Source organism: Pseudomonas sp. JV449 (assembly GCF_032424295.1).
GTDB classification, from domain to species: domain Bacteria; phylum Pseudomonadota; class Gammaproteobacteria; order Pseudomonadales; family Pseudomonadaceae; genus Aquipseudomonas; species Aquipseudomonas marginalis.
On the sequence record NZ_VYKD01000028.1, the window covers coordinates 368,308 to 382,468 of the forward strand.

A 14,161-nucleotide genomic window follows, 5' to 3' on the forward strand; every position below is an offset into this window, starting at 1 on the left:
AGGCCATTCAACGAATCCTGCGCTGCATCATCCTTATCCCTGGCCTGCTCGCCTATGTTAAAAGGCTTCACATCACCGTTCTGCGCAGACAAGGATCCCCATGTCGTTTAATGCCAAACCGCTTGCCGGCCTGAAAGTCATCGAACTCGGCACCCTGATCGCCGGGCCCTTCGCCTCACGCATTTGTGCTGAATTCGGTGCCGAGGTGGTCAAGGTCGAATCCCCGGACGGCGGCGACCCGTTGCGCAAATGGCGCAAGCTGTATGAAGGCACCTCGTTATGGTGGTTTGTGCAGGCGCGCAACAAAAAGTCCCTGACGTTGAACCTCAAGCACCCGGACGGGCTGGCGATTCTCAAGCAACTGCTGGCAGACGCCGACATCCTGATCGAAAACTTCCGTCCCGGCGTACTGGAGAAGCTTGGCCTGAGCTGGGAAACCCTGCATGGGCTGAATCCAAAACTGGTGATGGTGCGCCTCTCGGGTTTTGGCCAGACCGGGCCGATGAAAGACCAGCCCGGGTTTGGCGCAGTGGGCGAGTCCATGGGCGGGCTGCGCTATATCACCGGTTTCGAAGATCGCCCGCCGGTGCGCACCGGAATCTCCATTGGTGACTCCATCGCCGCGCTGTGGGCGGTCATCGGCGCCTTGATGGCGCTGCGTCATCGCGAGGTTAACGGCGGTGTGGGCCAGGTGGTCGATGTGGCGCTGTATGAAGCCATCTTCGCCATGATGGAAAGCATGATCCCCGAGTTCGACGTATTCGGGTTTATTCGCGAACGTACCGGCAACATCATGCCCGGCATCACGCCGTCGTCGATCCACACCAGCGCGGACGGCAAGCACGTACAGATCGGTGCCAACGGCGATGCCATCTTCAAACGCTTCATGAGTGCCATCGGCCGGGAAGACCTGGCGAACGATCCACAACTGGCCAGCAATGACGGGCGCGATAGCCGTCGCGATGAACTCTATGGCGTGATTGATCGCTGGGTGAACTCGCTGCCGCTGGAGCAGGTGGTGGAGCAACTCAACAAGGCTGAAGTGCCCGCCAGCCGTATCTACAGCGCCGAGGACATGCTGGGCGACCCGCAATTCCTCGCGCGCGAGATGTTCCTCAAGGCCCGGCTTCCCGGCGGCAAGGACTTCAAGATGCCGGGCATCGTGCCCAAGCTGTCGGACACACCGGGCAGTTGCGAATGGGTGGGGCCGCAACTGGGTGAACACAACGGCGTGGTGTTGGGCGAGCTGGGATACGACGCCGCTGCCATTGTCCGCCTGCGTGAGCAAGGTGCAATCTGATGCCCCACGGCTGCAAACACTGGCTCATTGCGCTGTACCTGGCCGCCATGCTGGCCGGCGGCTGGCCCGTACCGGCGAGCGCAGAGGGCACGTTGATCTGGTTATTGCGCGACTTGCCGCCGCTGACCATCTTCGAAGGGCCAGGCAAAGGCCAGGGTGCCCTGGACCAGTTGCTGCCGATACTGATCGGACACTTGCCGGAATATCGCCACCAGGTAATGCACGTCAATCGCGCGCGCGGCATGCAGATGCTGCGCGAACCCACGCTCACCTGCGATCCATCCTTGCTGTGGACGGCCGAGCGGGCCAGGTACATCGTATTTTCCAGGCAGGCGTTTGTGGTCGCCAGTAATGGCATCACGATCCGACGCAGCCAGCAGGGCGCCCTGGCGGCGTTTATCGTAGACGGCCAATTTGACCTGCAGGCCTTCTTCGACGCCCCTAAGGCAAGGGTAGGCGCGATCGCGGAACGCAGCTACGGCGCCGTTATCGATGAGCGACTGAAACAGGCCGACACACACAAACTGGCACTGCACTACGGCAACGATGCCCTTGGCAGCTTGCTGCAGATGCAGCGCCTGGGCCGGCTGGAGGCAGTGCTGGGCTATTGGCCGGAAATCCGCTACCACGCGATGCAACAGGGGATCGCAGCCGACGACCTCAGCTTCTACCCCATCAAGGGCACAGCGCCTTACCAGCGCACGCATATCGGCTGCTCGGATACACCTGAGGGGCGCGAAGCCATGGAACGGATCAACCAGGTTCTGCCCAGCCTCCCGCTGGCACAAGTACAACAGTCCTATGCCGCCTGGCTGGACCCTGTCATGCGTGAACATTACCTGCGAGACAACCCGAGCTTTTTCCAGGACTCGCCAGCGCCGTGACAAATCCCAGGCAAAAAGAAACCCCGAAGAGTGGGGAGACACTTCGGGGTTAAACGTGGCCTACAAAGACCAGTACAACAAGGCACAAACACCGGAGCACAATGTTTGCTCTTGCTGTTACGAAATCTGACCGGCCATGACGTGGGAAGTTTCCATCTATAAACAATTCTTCATGCAACGGCAGCGCTGCGGGTCTGGGCGGCGTTGCGCAAGGCCGCGATGACCGAGGGTTCCAGGCGTCCTTCAGCGATCTTGAGATCACGCAGCAGGCAATCCACCACATCCACCAATAGGCGCTTATCGAGCAATTGCGCCCGGTCGACTTCACGCTCGACCATGATCGCACCGGCGGGGTTCTTCACGGTTACCAGGCACTCTTCCTGCACACCTGCGGTGGTCAACGTCACCTGATAAGGGCTCAGTGCCTCTTCGAGCAATAGGCTGATACTTTCCATCTCGATCACCACTCAATAGTTCGCAAACATTCTTGTAAACGGGAGCTGCATCTATCCTAAGTGACTGGTTGTGACGTAGGAAAGTTCGCTTTTTCGTTTATGCGGGGTTGTCGGGGGATGACGTTTCCAGCATGCGCTTGCAACATGACAGGCAAAAAACGGCGGCACATAAATGCTTACGCAATGGGCTGCTGTTTTGGGCTTCCCCTGCCGCGCAGGCCATGGGTGAATCCTATACTCGATGAGCGCTGATCACAGTGCCACGTGGGTAAAGCGTATGCCAAAGGCCCTTATTGCGAAGGAGGAATGCGATGGTGGAAAACGATGAGCGACTGGCGACGATGGAGAAAATGCATGCCGATGTAAGGCGCATTTACGCAGAAATATCACGCATGCAGGCTGAGCAAGACAAGCTCAGATCGGAACCCCTGAAAATAAACTGTGAAACTTTCTGGTACCCCATGGGCGTAGCAATGGCCGTGGTCGCAACGATTGCTTCGATTACTGGAGTAGCGATTAAGTTGCTCTTGTAAACGGCACGCTGTCGGGCCTGCCAGAAACAAAAAACGCCGCTGACCCAAGGAAGGGAAAGCGGCGTTTTTGTCTTGGTGACCTGCCTTACAAAGGCTTGCCACGATTGCCATGCTGGCTGACAAACGCCTGCATCGCCTTCAAGTCATTCGGCAGCACCGTGCAACGCTCTTCACGCTCGAACAGGTCGGTCAGGTGCACCGGCAGTTCCAGCGCCTTGCCGACACCCGCCTTCTCCACCGCTTCCGGGAATTTCACTGGATGGGCGGTGCCGAGGATCACCATCGGGATATCCAGGCTACGACGGCATTCGCGGGCGGCCTTCACCCCAATGGCGGTGTGCGGGTCGAGCAGCTCGCCGGTCTGGGCGTAGACCTCGGCGATGGTTTCACAGGTCTGCGCGTCGTCCACGGCCAGGGAGTCGAACAGCTTGCGGGTTTCGGTCCAGCGCTCTTCATCAACGCTGAAACCGCCGCCGCTCTTGAAGGTGTCCATCAAGCCGGCGATGGCTGCGCCGTTGCGACCGTGCATGTCGAACAGCAGGCGTTCGAAGTTCGACGACACCATGATGTCCATGGACGGCGACAAGGTGGCGTGCAGGGTTTCCTTGACGTATTGGTTGCCGCTCATGAAGCGGTGCAGGATGTCGTTACGGTTGGTGGCGACGATCAACTGGTTGACCGGCAGGCCCATGTTACGGGCCAGGTAGCCGGCGAAGATGTCGCCGAAATTGCCGGTCGGCACCGAGAACGACACCGAGCGCGCCGGGCCACCCAACTGCAGCGAGGCGTGGAAGTAGTAGACGATCTGGGCCATGATCCGCGCCCAGTTGATCGAGTTCACCGCCACCAGGCGTGTGCCTTTGAGGAAGCCCTGGTCGGCGAAGCTGTTCTTGACCATTTCCTGGCAGTCGTCGAAGTTGCCTTCGATGGCGATGTTATGGATGTTCTCGCCGAAGATGGTGGTCATCTGGCGGCGCTGTACTTCCGAGACACGCTTGTGCGGGTGCAGGATGAAGATGTCGACGTTTTCGCAGTGCTTGCAGCCTTCGATCGCCGCCGAGCCGGTATCGCCGGAGGTGGCACCGATGATCACCACGCGCTCGCCACGCTTTTCCAGCACGTAATCCAACAGACGACCGAGCAGTTGCAGGGCGAAGTCCTTGAACGCCAGGGTCGGGCCGTGGAACAGCTCCAGCACCCACTCATTGCCGTTCAGTTGGCGCAACGGTGCGATGGCGTTGTGGGAAAACACGCCGTAGGTTTCTTCCAGGATTTTCTTGAAATCCGCATCCGGAATGCTGCCGGTGACGAATGGGCGCATTACCCGGAACGCCAGCTCGTGATACGGCAGGCCGGCCCAGGAGGCGATTTCTTCCTGGGTGAAGCGTGGCAGGTTTTCCGGCACGTACAGGCCGCCGTCAGTGGCGAGGCCCGCCAGCAGGACGTCTTCGAAATTCAGGGCCGGTGCCTGGCCGCGGGTGCTGATGTAACGCATGACTGGCTCCTCTAAAACATTCTCGAACAGAGGCCGCCGAACGCGCGGGGCCCCCTGGAACAATCGGTTAGTTCAGGTGTTCGACACGAATACGCACGACCGGGCCGACGACGCCTTGCAAGGCTTCCAGCGCGGTGATGGCATCGTTGATGTGCTGCTCGAGCACGCGGTGGGTCAGCAGGATCATCGGCACCTGGCCGTTTTGCTCCTCGACTTCCTTCTGCATGATCGACTCGATGTTGATGCCGCGCTCGGACAAGATGCTGGCAACCTGGGCCAATACGCCCGGATGATCCTTGGCCTGGATGCGCAGGTAGTAGGCGCTTTCGCACGCTTCGATCGGCAGGATCGGGTGGGCCGACAGCGAATCCGGCTGGAAGGCCAGGTGCGGCACGCGGTTTTCCGGGTCGCTGGTCATGGCGCGAACCACGTCCACCAAGTCGGCGATCACCGAGGAAGCGGTCGGCTCCATGCCGGCGCCGGCGCCGTAGAACAGGGTCGAACCGGCAGCGTCGCCATTGACCATCACGGCATTCATCACGCCATTGACGTTGGCGATCAGGCGATCGGCCGGGATCAGCGTCGGGTGCACACGCAACTCGATACCGGCCGGGGTGCTGCGCGCCACACCGAGGTGCTTGATGCGGTAGCCCAAGGCTTCGGCGTAGTTCACGTCGGCAGTGGTCAACTTGGTGATGCCTTCGGTGTAGGCCTTGTCGAACTGCAGCGGGATACCAAAGGCGATGGACGCCAGGATGGTCAGCTTGTGCGCCGCGTCGATGCCTTCTACGTCGAAGGTCGGGTCGGCTTCGGCGTAACCCAGGGCCTGGGCTTCGGCGAGCACGTCTTCGAAGGTACGGCCCTTCTCGCGCATTTCGGTGAGGATGAAGTTACCGGTGCCGTTGATGATGCCGGCCACCCAGTTGATACGGTTGGCGGACAGGCCTTCGCGGATCGCCTTGATCACCGGGATACCACCGGCCACGGCGGCTTCGAACGCCACGATCACGCCCTTCTCGCGGGCCTTGGCGAAGATCTCGTTGCCGTGCACGGCGATCAGCGCCTTGTTGGCCGTGACCACGTGCTTGCCATTCTCGATGGCCTTGAGCACCAGCTCACGGGCCACGGTGTAGCCGCCGACCAATTCGATGACGATATCGATTTCAGGGTTGGTGGCCACGGCGAAGACATCGTTGGTAATCGCAATACCGGTCGTTTCGAACTGAGGCTTTGGCGAACGCGTGGCAATTTGCGCCACTTCAATCCCACGGCCTGCGCGGCGGGAAATTTCTTCAGCATTACGCTGAAGTACGTTGAAGGTGCCGCCACCGACGGTCCCTAACCCACAGATGCCTACTTTGACCGGTTTCACTGAAGAACTCCCCATGAAACGGCCGACGCTAGGTCGGCCGTGGAAAACAGCCGCACGACTGCGGCTTGCAATTAACGACCCTTGGATTTGACCAAGGGCCTTGATCGTCGACGTGTCGACGATGCAGATTTATTTCGCACCCAGCGCCAGTTTGGCAACTTGTGGTGCCGGCTGGTAGCCCGGAATCACCTGGCCGTCAGCCAAAACGATGGCCGGCGTACCGTTCACGCCGATGGACTGGCCCAGGGCGAATTGCTTGGACACCGGGTTGGCGCACTTGGCGGCCTTGATTTCCTTGCCATCGACCATCTTGTCCATGGCCGCTTTCTTGTCGGCCGAGCACCAGACCGCCTGCAATTGCTCATCGCCCGGCGAACCCAGGCCCTGGCGCGGGAACGCTACGTAGCGGACTTCCACACCCAGCTTGTTCAGCGCAGGCACTTCGGCATGCAACTTGTGGCAGTACGGGCAGGTGGTGTCGGTGAACACGGTGATATGGGTCTTGGTCTCGCCGATAGCCGGGTAAACCACGGTTTCAGCCACCGGGATGCCGTTGATCAGCTTGGACACGCCCAGGCGCTCGGCTTTCTCGGTCAGGTTGACCGGCTTGCCGTCCTTGAGCTGGAACAGGTAGCCCTGGACGATGTACTGACCGTCTGCACTGGCGTACAGCACGCGGCTGCCCTTGAGCTTGACTTCATACAGGCCGGCCATGGGGCTGGCACTGATGCTTTCGATCGGGGTGTCGAGTTGCAGGTTGGCCAGGCTCTTGCGGATGGTCTGCTCGGCAGCGTCATCGGCGACGGCAAAGGTGGAAACCAACGCAATGGCTGCGGCGGCAATAATCTGGGTCAAGCGCATGGAAACTCCTGAAGGCAGATGCAGGGACGGGTGCAGGCGCGCCAATACGGAAACACGGGTGCGGGCGGTCCCCTTTGCTAACCGGCAAAGCCTACCACAGTTGGGCCGCAGGGCAGCCCGTGGAGGAATAAATTGGCGCTTTTCAGCCTCGCGGGTGGTGCTTGGCATGCATATCCTGCAAGCGCGCACGCGCCACATGGGTGTAGATCTGGGTGGTGGATAAGTCGCTGTGCCCGAGCAGCATTTGCACCACGCGCAAATCCGCACCGTGGTTGAGCAAATGGGTGGCGAATGCATGGCGCAAAGTGTGGGGCGACAGGCTCTTGCCGATCCCCGCGACCTTGGCCTGGTGTTTGATGCGATGCCAGAACGTCTGGCGGGTCATCTGTTCGCCGCGTTGGCTGGGAAACAGCACATCGCTGGGCCGCCCGCCAAGCAGCTCGCTACGGGCATCGCGCATGTAGCGCTCGACCCACATAATCGCTTCCTCCCCCATCGGCACCAGCCGCTCCTTGCTGCCCTTGCCCATTACCCGCAGCACCCCCTGGCGCAGATTGACTTGCTCCAGAGTCAGGCTGATCAGCTCCGTGACCCGCAGGCCACAGGCATACAACACTTCCAGCATGGCGCGGTCACGCTGGCCGATGGCTTCGCTGAGGTCGGGCGCAGCGAGCAAGGCATCGACGTCGGCTTCCGACAGGGATTTGGGCAAGGGCCTGCCCAGTTGCGGCATATCGATTTGCAGGGTCGGATCGAGGGTAATCAGTTTCTCCCTGAGCAAATAGCGATAAAAGCCACGCACACCGGAGAGAAATCGTGCAGTGGAACGGGGTTTGTAGTTCTGCTCCAGACGCCAGGCCAGGTGATCGAGGATCAGCTCGCGGCCGGCATTGATCAGTTCCAGGTGTTTCTCCTGCAGCCAGCCGTTGAACAGCGCCAGGTCGCTGCGGTAGGCCTGGCGGGTGTTATCTGACAGGCCTTTTTCCAGCCATAGGGCATCGAGGAAACGGTCGATCAGGGGGTGGTCGATGGCGGGCATAGGGACTCGAACAGAAAAATGGCGGAATCAGGTAGATCCTATCCCGGACCTCAAATCGCGGGCACAAAAAAGCAGCCCGTAGGCTGCTTTTTTCTGCATCGGGAAGCTGGACTTAAGCCAGTTTTTCCTTGATGCGAGCTGCTTTACCGGACAGGTCACGCAGGTAGTACAGCTTGGCTTTACGTACGTCACCGCGACGCTTGACGGCCATGCTGTCGATTTGCGGGCTGTAGGTCTGGAAAGTACGCTCTACGCCAACACCGTTGGAGATTTTACGAACAGTGAAAGCACTGTTCACACCACGGTTACGCTTGGCGATTACCACGCCTTCGAACGCTTGCAGACGCGAACGGTCGCCTTCCTTCACTTTCACCTGGACGACAATAGTGTCGCCCGGGGCAAAGGTAGGGATCTCTTTGGTCATCTGCTCTGCTTCGAGTGCAAGGATGATTTTGTTAGTCATGCTGTGCTCCTAAGGTAAGTCAATGGACCTACCATCGATACGTTGTTAACTATCGTCCCGCGCGAGGATGTATTCCTCGAGCAGCTTCTTCTCTTCTCCAGAAAGCGAGCGGCTTTCCAGAAGATCGGCGCGTCGTTCATAGGTCCGACCAAGGGACTGCTGTAAACGCCAACGCCGGATGTGTGCGTGATTGCCACTTAGCAATACGTCGGGAACACGCTGATCCGCATACACCTCCGGTCGGGTGTAGTGCGGGCAATCCAGCAAACCGTCCGTGAAGGAGTCTTCCTCCGCGGAGTCCGCATGCCCTAAAGCTCCAGGCAGCAGTCGTGTAACCGCATCTATCAGGACCATCGCCGGCAGCTCGCCGCCAGACAGGACATAGTCCCCAATCGACCACTCTTCATCGACATGAGCATCAATAAAACGCTCGTCAATGCCTTCATAGCGACCGGCAATCAGGATCAGTGCTTCCTCATTCGCCAGTTCGCGGACCCCAGCCTGTTTCAGCTGGCGGCCTTGAGGGGACAGGTAAATAACCTTCGCCTTCTCCCCGGCAGCAGCCTTGGCCTCAACCAATGCATCTTCCAAGGGCTTGATCTTCATCACCATGCCCGGGCCACCGCCAAATGGGCGATCGTCCACAGTGTGATGTCGATCCGTCGTGTAGTCTCGCGGGTTCCAACAGGTGAGCTGCAAAAGCCCCTGTTTCACCGCCCGACTGGTGATGCCGTACTCGCTGATGGCGGAGAACATCTCGGGAAACAAACTGATCACTTCAATGCGCAAATTAGCCACGCTTAGAAGTCCGCGTCCCATTCCACCTTCATCTCGCCTGCGGCCAGGTCGACAGCCAACACGCATTGCTCCGTATAGGGCAACAGGCGTTCGCGATCATCCAGGCTGCCAGCGCAAGGCTTGACCACCATTACATCATTGGCGCCGGTTTCCAGAAGATGATCGATTTTCCCGAACAATTGCCCGAGTTGATCAATGACCTTCAGACCTTCCAGCTGGTACCAGTAGTACTCGCCGTCGGTCAATTCAGGGAACAGGTTGCGCGGCACGCAGATCTCATAACCGGCCAGAAGACGAGCTTCTTCACGATCATCAAGACCCTTGAGCTTTGCGACCAGGAACTTATCGCTCCCGCGCCCACTGACCAGCTCGACCTGTTTCACACTACCTTCGCGCTTGAGCGTCCAGGTCTTGTACTGCAACAGGTTTTCAGTCGGATCAGTAAAGGAATACACCTTCACTTCGCCGCGAACGCCATGAACAGAATAAATCTTGCCGATAACGATCAAATCATCAGCAACAGTTGGCGTCGCGTTCATATTGCTCAGGCTGCGGCCTTAGCCGAGTCCTTCAACAACTTGGCAACACGCTCAGACGGTTGTGCACCAACGCTCAGCCAGTAGGCTACGCGCTCTTGGTTCACGGACAGGCGGACTTCTTGACCACGAGCGATCGGGTTGAAGAAACCTACTTGTTCCTTGTGAGAGCCGTCACGTGGGTTACGGCTGTCAGTTACGGTCAAGTGGTAAAACGGGCGCTTTTTGGAGCCGCCAAGGGCAAGACGGATTGTTAGCATGTGAACATCGTTCCTGTAGTCGGTGCTGCAAATCTAAATGCACAGCGGGCATAGGTGCCCGAAAGGCCGCATATTCTAAGGAATATCCGGACTTTTGCAAATGTCTTTTTCTGGCGCCTATCAGCGGGCCATTCAGATCTGCTAGAGAGCCGTCGGTTAAAACGGCAGGTCAGCCCCCGCCAACGGCGGGTTTGCTGGAGATCCCACATCCCTGTGGGTCGGAGCAGGAGTGAACTCCCGCTCGAATACTTTACATTTTCGGCATGCCGCCGCCGGGCAACATACCGCCCATGCCGCGCATCATCTTGGCCATTCCGCCCTTGGCGGAGAATTTCTTCATCATCTTCTGCATCTGCTTGTGCTGCTTGATCAAGCGACCGATGTCCTGCACCTGGGTGCCGGAACCCATGGCGATCCGACGCTTGCGCGAACCGCTGATCAGCTCAGGGTCGCGGCGCTCGGCCGGGGTCATGGAGTTGATGATGGCTTCCATCTGCTTGAACTGCTTCTCTGCCGCGCCCTGGGCATTGCCCATTTGCGCCAGGTTCACACCGCCGATGTTCGGCAGCTTGTCCATCAGGCCGCCAAGGCCGCCCATGCTCTTCATTTGTTGCAGTTGGTCGCGGAAGTCTTCGAGGTCGAAGCCCTTGCCCTTCTTCAACTTTTTAGCAAGCTTATCGGCTTTGTCCTTGTCGAGCGTCGCTTCAGCCTGTTCGATCAGGCTGAGCACGTCGCCCATGCCGAGGATACGCGAGGCGATACGCTCAGGGTGGAACGGTTCGAGCGCTTCGCTCTTCTCGCCCATACCGATGAACTTGATCGGCTTGCCGGTGATGGCACGCACCGACAGCGCGGCACCGCCACGGGCGTCGCCGTCGACCTTGGTGAGGATCACGCCGGTCAGCGGCAGCGCGTCGCCGAAGGCCTTGGCGGTATTGGCCGCATCCTGGCCGGTCATGGCGTCGACCACGAACAGCGTCTCGACCGGGTTGATCGCGGCATGCAGCGCCTTGATCTCGCCCATCATCTCTTCATCGATGTGCAGGCGACCGGCGGTATCGACGATGACCACGTCGATGAACTTGAGCCTTGCTTCTTTAATAGCGGCGTTGGCGATGTCGACCGGCTTCTGGCTCAGGTCGGACGGGAAGAAGGTCACGCCCACTTCGCCCGCGAGCATTTCCAGCTGCTTGATGGCCGCCGGACGGTACACGTCGGCCGATACCACCATCACGGACTTCTTCTTGCGCTCTTTAAGGAAGCGCGCCAGCTTGCCGGCGGTGGTGGTCTTGCCGGCACCTTGCAGGCCGGCCATCAACACGACGGCCGGTGGCACGGCACTGAGGTTCAAATCTTCGTTAGCCGCACCCATCAGGCTTTCGAGTTCGGCCTGGACGATCTTCACAAAGGCCTGGCCCGGCGTCAGGCTGCGGGACACTTCAGTGCCCACTGCGCGCTCTTTGACCGAGTTGACGAAGTCCTTCACCACTGGCAAGGCCACGTCGGCTTCCAGCAACGCCATGCGCACTTCGCGCAGGGTGTCTTTAATATTGTCCTCGGTCAGCTTGGCCTTGCCGGTTACATGGCGCAGCGTCTGCGAGAGACGGTCAGTCAAGTTTTCAAACATGCGCGATCCTTTCAGGCCCTAATCATCGAAATGCATTGGTAGACCGAGGTAATGGCAGCCCAGGCTGTGGTAAATCGCTATTAAACACAGCGCTCGGCGAGCCTGCGGCGTGGGCAGATCGCGGATTATAGCGAAGACTGCGTCCATGCACACCCGCTGTCTGGTCCGGGAGTCTTTCGTGGAACGCAGGTGTATGCCAAACTCAGCGCCTTTCGGGCTTGTCTATCAGGATTTATGGTCCCCTTGTCACCCAGTTTGCTACCCAGCCTCGCCGCCGCACTCCTTTATGCCGCTGCGACCCTCTATCAGGGCACTCGTCTTGCCCAAGGCACCAAGGCGGACAAACGCCTGCTGGTCGGCCTGGGCGTCCTCGCCCTGCTGGCCCACGCCGCGAGCCTGTTCACCCACCTGATGACCCCGGTTGGCCTGGGCCTGGACTTTTTCAGCGCCGCCAGCCTGATCGCTGCAGCAGTCATCGCGCTGACATTGCTGGCCTGCTACCGGATCCCCGTCGAGAACCTGCTGGTCCTGCTCTTTCCCCTGGGCGTGCTGACGGTGCTGCTGGCGCAGTTCGCCCCCACCGGCACCGTACAGGTGATTGACGAAGAGCCCGGCATCCTCGCGCATATCCTGTTGTCGATCCTGGCCTATGGCATGTTCACCATCGCGGTGTTCCAGGCCCTGCTCCTGCTGTTGCAGGACCACCAACTCAAGCACAAGCACCCTTCCGGCCTGATCAAGAACTTCCCACCGCTGCAAACCATGGAAAGCCTGCTGTTCGGTTTCCTGTGGGCCGGCTGGACCCTGCTTTCGCTGTCGCTGATCTCCGGCTGGCTGTTCGTCGAAAACCTGTTTGCCCAGCACCTGGTGCACAAGACCCTGCTGGCCTGCCTGGCCTGGATCGTGTTCAGCGTGCTGCTGTGGGGCCGCAACCGCCTCGGCTGGCGCGGGCATAAAGCGATCCGCTGGACCCTGGCCGGTTTCTGCCTGCTGATGCTGGCCTATTTCGGCAGCAAGCTGGTTCGCGAATACATCCTGCATATCTGACGGGCAGCAATCATGGACAACTTGCCCCTGGGGCCGATGCTCGCGGTAATCGCCTTGCTGGTGTTATGGGCCGGGCTGTTTACCGCCATCGAAGCCGCACAACAGCACCTGCTGGCCCTGCGCCCCGGCACTCGCCAGGGAGACAAAGCGGCCGCCCGCCTGAATTTCCCGCGTCACAGCCTGATCCTGTGCAACAGCCTGTGTCGCGCCGCCGTGGTGATTCTCTGCACCCTGCTGGCGATCTATGCTTGGGCACAGAACGGCCCTTGGCTCGGCTGGCTGATGTCCTGTGCACTCCTGCTGGTGCTGGCCGACTACCTGCCGCGCGCCCTGGCCACCCGTTATCCGCAAGCGATCCTGGGCTTTGGCAATACGCTGCTGGGCGTACCGCTGAAAATCCTCTATCCCCTGGCCTGGCTGCTCAACGGCATCAGCCTGCTGTTATTGCGCCCGTTTGCGCGCAAATCCGGGGTGGTTAAAAAGAGCGATGAACCGCTACCCGACCACGATGACGAACCCGAGCCTGATGCCGACGCCGACCGCACCCCCGGCATGCCTGGCATCCACGCGCTGGACAACATCACGGTCAATGACATCCTGGTGCCACGCAGTGAAGTGGACGGCATCAACCTCGACGACTCGATTGAAGACATCATCGAACAACTGCGCACCTCCCCGCGCACCCGCCTGCCGGTGTTCCACAGTGATATCAACCAGGTCCAGGCCGTGCTCAATACCCGCCAGGTCCAGCACCTGCTGCCCGATGCCAGCCTGACCAAGGACGCATTGCTCGCCGCCTGCCACGAACCCTACTTCGTCCCGGAAAGCACCCCACTGCAACTGCAACTGCTGAACTTCCACAAACAGCAGCGGCGCCTGGGCATGGTCGTGGATGAGTACGGCGAAGTGCTGGGCATCGTCACCCTGGAAGACATCCTCGAAGAAATCGTCGGTGAATTCGAAAGTGAGCAAAGCACCGACAACCCGCACATCGAAGCCCAGACCGACGGCCGCTACATCATTGATGGCGCCGCCTCGATCCGCGAACTGAACAAGAGCCTGGGCTGGCACCTGCCCAGCGACGGCCCAAAGACCCTCAACGGCCTGGTGACCGAAGCGCTGGAAACCATTCCGGATTGCGCGGTGTGCCTTAAGATCGGGCGCTATCGCCTGGAAATCCTCGAGACCGAAGACAACCGCGTAGCGAAAGTGCTGATCTGGCACACCAGCCGAGTGCCTGTCGCCGCGTAGCTCTCCTGACAAACCAAAATCCAATGTGGGAGGGGGCTTGCTCCCGATAGCGGTGTGCCATTCACTGCATTCGGGGACTGACCCACTGCCATCGGGAGCAAGCCCCCTCCCACATTTGGATTTGCAGCGTGTCAGCCCCTTGTTGGATCCACACACCCCTTCCTATAATCCCTGCGGCTTACCCAAGCCCCGCCCGACCGCGTGCTACCCGCACTCCGCGCGTCCAGGCTCCGCTGCATC

At 59.8% G+C, this 14,161-nt stretch carries 15 protein-coding genes; 5 read left to right on the forward strand and 10 right to left on the reverse strand.

Annotation, left to right across the window (positions count from 1 at the left end; translation table 11 throughout):
* Positions 1 to 100: 100 nt before the first annotated feature.
* Together F6S08_RS25720 and F6S08_RS25725 are read left to right on the forward strand one after the other, a co-directional pair.
* Complete coding sequence (locus F6S08_RS25720) at positions 101 to 1,300, forward strand: CaiB/BaiF CoA transferase family protein (protein WP_027605466.1); 1,200 nt, start codon at positions 101 to 103, stop codon at positions 1,298 to 1,300.
* Positions 1,300 to 2,184: a TIGR02285 family protein gene (locus F6S08_RS25725; protein ID WP_137212814.1), complete on the forward strand. Its 885-nt coding sequence runs from the start codon at positions 1,300 to 1,302 to the stop codon at positions 2,182 to 2,184. Before F6S08_RS25720 ends, F6S08_RS25725 begins: the two co-directional genes overlap by 1 nt.
* Before the next feature lie 170 nt (positions 2,185 to 2,354).
* Here F6S08_RS25725 and F6S08_RS25730 read toward each other — a convergent pair whose 3' ends face one another.
* Positions 2,355 to 2,639 (reverse strand): DUF3509 domain-containing protein, encoded by a 285-nt coding sequence (locus tag F6S08_RS25730; RefSeq protein ID WP_065924827.1) that lies wholly within the window; start codon positions 2,637 to 2,639, stop codon positions 2,355 to 2,357.
* Between the two features lie 311 nt (positions 2,640 to 2,950).
* Here F6S08_RS25730 and F6S08_RS25735 point away from each other — a divergent pair, with 311 nt between their 5' ends.
* Positions 2,951 to 3,172: a hypothetical protein gene (locus tag F6S08_RS25735; RefSeq protein WP_315872510.1), complete on the forward strand. Its 222-nt coding sequence runs from the start codon at positions 2,951 to 2,953 to the stop codon at positions 3,170 to 3,172.
* A gap of 85 nt (positions 3,173 to 3,257) precedes the next feature.
* Here F6S08_RS25735 and thrC read toward each other — a convergent pair whose 3' ends face one another.
* The 9 genes from thrC to ffh form a co-directional block, all read right to left on the reverse strand.
* On the reverse strand, positions 3,258 to 4,667 hold the full coding sequence (gene thrC, locus F6S08_RS25740; RefSeq protein ID WP_315872511.1) for a threonine synthase: 1,410 nt from the start codon (positions 4,665 to 4,667) through the stop codon (positions 3,258 to 3,260).
* Positions 4,668 to 4,734: 67 nt separating this feature from the next.
* Positions 4,735 to 6,039: a homoserine dehydrogenase gene (locus F6S08_RS25745; RefSeq protein ID WP_032890791.1), complete on the reverse strand. Its 1,305-nt coding sequence runs from the start codon at positions 6,037 to 6,039 to the stop codon at positions 4,735 to 4,737.
* A 129-nt stretch (positions 6,040 to 6,168) separates the two neighbouring features.
* Positions 6,169 to 6,900, reverse strand: coding sequence for a thioredoxin fold domain-containing protein (locus tag F6S08_RS25750; protein ID WP_027605460.1), 732 nt, complete (start codon positions 6,898 to 6,900; stop codon positions 6,169 to 6,171).
* A gap of 142 nt (positions 6,901 to 7,042) precedes the next feature.
* The gene (gene xerD / locus F6S08_RS25755) at positions 7,043 to 7,939 is read right to left on the reverse strand and encodes a site-specific tyrosine recombinase XerD (protein ID WP_074847566.1); all 897 of its coding nucleotides are present in this window, start codon (positions 7,937 to 7,939) and stop codon (positions 7,043 to 7,045) included.
* Positions 7,940 to 8,051: 112 nt separating this feature from the next.
* Positions 8,052 to 8,402, reverse strand: a complete 351-nt coding sequence (gene rplS, locus F6S08_RS25760; RefSeq protein ID WP_003175895.1) for a 50S ribosomal protein L19 — start codon at positions 8,400 to 8,402, stop codon at positions 8,052 to 8,054.
* A gap of 45 nt (positions 8,403 to 8,447) precedes the next feature.
* A complete protein-coding gene (gene trmD / locus F6S08_RS25765) occupies positions 8,448 to 9,221 on the reverse strand; it encodes a tRNA (guanosine(37)-N1)-methyltransferase TrmD (protein ID WP_315872512.1) in 774 nt (257 codons plus the stop codon).
* Entirely contained in the window at positions 9,203 to 9,739 is a 537-nt protein-coding gene (gene rimM / locus F6S08_RS25770; protein ID WP_027605457.1) for a ribosome maturation factor RimM, read from the reverse strand. The genes trmD and rimM overlap by 19 nt, the downstream gene beginning before the upstream one ends.
* A 5-nt stretch (positions 9,740 to 9,744) precedes the next feature.
* Positions 9,745 to 9,996, reverse strand: coding sequence for a 30S ribosomal protein S16 (rpsP, locus tag F6S08_RS25775; RefSeq protein ID WP_003238923.1), 252 nt, complete (start codon positions 9,994 to 9,996; stop codon positions 9,745 to 9,747).
* Positions 9,997 to 10,246: 250 nt separating this feature from the next.
* The gene (gene ffh / locus F6S08_RS25780; protein ID WP_065924831.1) at positions 10,247 to 11,623 is read right to left on the reverse strand and encodes a signal recognition particle protein; all 1,377 of its coding nucleotides are present in this window, start codon (positions 11,621 to 11,623) and stop codon (positions 10,247 to 10,249) included.
* A 234-nt stretch (positions 11,624 to 11,857) separates the two neighbouring features.
* On the opposite strand from ffh, the gene F6S08_RS25785 reads away from it, so the two are divergent.
* Together F6S08_RS25785 and F6S08_RS25790 are read left to right on the forward strand one after the other, a co-directional pair.
* Positions 11,858 to 12,670 (forward strand): inner membrane protein YpjD, encoded by an 813-nt coding sequence (locus F6S08_RS25785; protein WP_065924832.1) that lies wholly within the window; start codon positions 11,858 to 11,860, stop codon positions 12,668 to 12,670.
* Positions 12,671 to 12,682: 12 nt separating this feature from the next.
* Entirely contained in the window at positions 12,683 to 13,921 is a 1,239-nt protein-coding gene (locus tag F6S08_RS25790) for a transporter associated domain-containing protein (protein WP_065924833.1), read from the forward strand.
* Positions 13,922 to 14,161 lie beyond the last annotated feature (240 nt).

Excerpts from the sequence above, each read along its gene's own strand:
- F6S08_RS25720 (WP_027605466.1), top strand. The coding sequence starts at position 101 with ATGTCGTTTAATGCCAAACCGCTTGCCGGCCTGAAAGTCATCGAACTC.
- F6S08_RS25725 (WP_137212814.1), top strand. The coding sequence starts at position 1,300 with ATGCCCCACGGCTGCAAACACTGGCTCATTGCGCTGTACCTGGCCGCC.
- F6S08_RS25730 (WP_065924827.1), bottom strand. The coding sequence starts at position 2,639 with ATGGAAAGTATCAGCCTATTGCTCGAAGAGGCACTGAGCCCTTATCAG.
- F6S08_RS25735 (WP_315872510.1), top strand. The coding sequence starts at position 2,951 with ATGGTGGAAAACGATGAGCGACTGGCGACGATGGAGAAAATGCATGCC.
- thrC (WP_315872511.1), bottom strand. The coding sequence starts at position 4,667 with ATGCGTTACATCAGCACCCGCGGCCAGGCACCGGCCCTGAATTTCGAA.
- F6S08_RS25750 (WP_027605460.1), bottom strand. The coding sequence starts at position 6,900 with ATGCGCTTGACCCAGATTATTGCCGCCGCAGCCATTGCGTTGGTTTCC.
- xerD (WP_074847566.1), bottom strand. The coding sequence starts at position 7,939 with ATGCCCGCCATCGACCACCCCCTGATCGACCGTTTCCTCGATGCCCTA.
- rplS (WP_003175895.1), bottom strand. The coding sequence starts at position 8,402 with ATGACTAACAAAATCATCCTTGCACTCGAAGCAGAGCAGATGACCAAA.
- trmD (WP_315872512.1), bottom strand. The coding sequence starts at position 9,221 with ATGGGACGCGGACTTCTAAGCGTGGCTAATTTGCGCATTGAAGTGATC.
- rimM (WP_027605457.1), bottom strand. The coding sequence starts at position 9,739 with ATGAACGCGACGCCAACTGTTGCTGATGATTTGATCGTTATCGGCAAG.
- rpsP (WP_003238923.1), bottom strand. The coding sequence starts at position 9,996 with ATGCTAACAATCCGTCTTGCCCTTGGCGGCTCCAAAAAGCGCCCGTTT.
- ffh (WP_065924831.1), bottom strand. The coding sequence starts at position 11,623 with ATGTTTGAAAACTTGACTGACCGTCTCTCGCAGACGCTGCGCCATGTA.
- F6S08_RS25785 (WP_065924832.1), top strand. The coding sequence starts at position 11,858 with ATGGTCCCCTTGTCACCCAGTTTGCTACCCAGCCTCGCCGCCGCACTC.
- F6S08_RS25790 (WP_065924833.1), top strand. The coding sequence starts at position 12,683 with ATGGACAACTTGCCCCTGGGGCCGATGCTCGCGGTAATCGCCTTGCTG.